Source organism: Kitasatospora sp. NPDC059722, assembly GCF_042733235.1.
In the GTDB taxonomy this organism is placed as follows: Bacteria; Actinomycetota; Actinomycetes; order Streptomycetales; family Streptomycetaceae; genus Kitasatospora.
The window spans coordinates 1-2,008 of the sequence record NZ_JBHWGD010000137.1 but is presented as its reverse complement, the minus strand read 5'-3'; the positions used below and the strand labels follow the sequence as shown (position 1 = coordinate 2,008).

Annotated in this window: 1 protein-coding gene and 1 pseudogene; one reads left to right on the top strand and one right to left on the bottom strand. The window is 73.4% G+C overall.

What is annotated here, in order from left to right; all coding sequences use genetic code 11:
* Positions 1 to 127: 127 nt before the first annotated feature.
* On the bottom strand, positions 128 to 1,345 hold the full coding sequence (locus ACFV4F_RS39815; RefSeq protein WP_380510280.1) for a serine hydrolase domain-containing protein: 1,218 nt from the start codon (positions 1,343 to 1,345) through the stop codon (positions 128 to 130).
* 200 nt (positions 1,346 to 1,545) lie between these two features.
* On the opposite strand from ACFV4F_RS39815, the pseudogene ACFV4F_RS39810 reads away from it, so the two are divergent.
* Positions 1,546 to 2,008: pseudogene (locus ACFV4F_RS39810) on the top strand (hypothetical protein); the annotation flags it as partial.

Below are 2,008 nucleotides of genomic sequence, written 5' to 3'. Positions count from 1 at the left end.
GTCCATCACCAAGGAACGATCGAACCGGGGCCCGCCCCGGCGCGGCGGGGGCCGACGGGGGGGCGCTCCAGACACGGGGGTCGGGGGCGTTGCCCGGGGAGCCCCGGGCAGCGCCGCCTGCGCGTCATCAGTGCCCCTGCGGGGCGGACGGGTTGAGGACCGCGCCCAGGAGGCGGTTGGACAGCGGGCTCGGGGCGGAGAAGTCGGGGCTGAGGTTGGAAATGGAGTAGACGGCGCGGATCGACAGGTCGCGGGTGGCGAACATGCCGTTGGCGTAGCCGTCGTCGTGGCCGGTCTTGCCCCAGAGCACGGTGCCGTTCGGCAGCGGGGTGGACATCAGGCCGGCGCCGAAGCAGGCCACCTTGTCGCAGGAGGTGCCGCCGACGAACGAGACGGGCTTGCCCTCGCCGTCCTTGGGCACGGCGAACAGCTCGTTCTGCTGTGCAGCGGGCAGCAGACGGCCCTGGAGGAGGGCGGTGATGAAGTGGTCCAGGTCGGCGGTGGTGGAGATCATGTTGGACGGGGTGCCGCCCTGCTCGCTGACGTCCACCGCGTCGCCCTGGCTGTCGGTCATGTAACCGTGGAGGTAGGGGCGGGGCATCTCGGGGTCGTCCTCGGGCACCGAGGTCTGGTCGAGGTGCAGCGGGTCCAGGATCCGGCCGGTGATCTCGTCCCTGAAGGAGTTGCCGGTGATCTGCTCGATCAGCTTGCCCCCGATCCGGAAGGCGAGGGAGTTGTACTCCTGCTTGGTGCCGGGGTCGAAGTGCGGGCCGGGCCACGGGCGGTCGGCGGGGCGCAGGGTGTCCTGGATGACCTCGTCGAAGGTCCGGTAGGAGTAGCGGTCGGCGATCGTGTCGTCGACGCCGTCGGCGGGCTTGCCCTCGTCCACGTCCGGCAGGCCGCTGGTGTAGTCGACCAACTCGCGGACGGTGACCGGGGCGAAGGTGTCGGGGAGCAGGCCGGGCAGGTAGTCCTGGACGGTCTGGTCCAGGTCTAGCCGACCCTCGGCGGCGAGCTGGAGGATGACGGTCGTCTCGAACACCTTGGAGATGCTGCCGGCGTGGAAGTGCGCGTTCTCCGGGATCTTGCGGCCGGTCTGGGAGTCGACGGTGGAGCCCGTCCACAGCCGACCCGGCTCGGCGACCCGGACGACCGCACCGGCGGCGCCGTCACCGGGCCGGGTCTGGATGGCGGCCTCCAGCGCGGCGGGGTCCAGCGGCGGGAACGCCGTCGTGGTGCCCGGACCCCCCTCGGCGAAGGCCTGGGCCCCCGACACGACGGTGACGCCGGTCAGGACGGAACAGGCCAGGCCGAGGGCGGCGGCGCGGCGGACGAGGGGATTCATGTGGCACTCCATGGAGTGATTCGGGTTGAGCTCTGGTCGCTTGGCTACGAGATCGATCGTGCTCGGCCCTCGCCCGGACGGGTATCGGGAACAACCCTGAACGACCCCCGACCCACCGCGCCGCCGTGTCAGGGTGACCACCCATCAGCTCGCGGCACGGTTCGGCCGTCGCCGAACTGTTCCGCGCCTAGCGTGGCCCCATGACGATCTCCGAGCCGTCCGTCCACGGCGTCCACGGCGTCAGCTCGTACGCCGACGCCCGCGCAGTGCTCGAACAGCCCCTGCTGGTCCCCGAACCCGCCGTCGGTGCGGCGGACTCCCCCGTCGGCTCCCTGGCCTGGCTGCGCGCGACCGTCGCCCGGTTCACCGGCGACGAACAGGTGCACGCGCGTCGGCGCGCCCACGCCGAGGCCGGACTGGCCGGGCTGGACCCGGAGCAACTCCGGCCGGCCGCAGCCGGTTCGGCGGCGGGTGCGGACGGCCGGCCCGCAGACCCCCGGCACGCGGACGACTGGCATACCGCCGACCGGCACGCGGTCGTCCGCACCCTGGCGGAGGCGCTCGGGCTGCCGGGGCCGGACGCGGTGGCCGAGGCGGTCGTCGCCGGCGCCGGGGGGGGCGTAGGGGGGCCCCGGTCGCCCCGGCGGGGGGATGGCCGCCCCC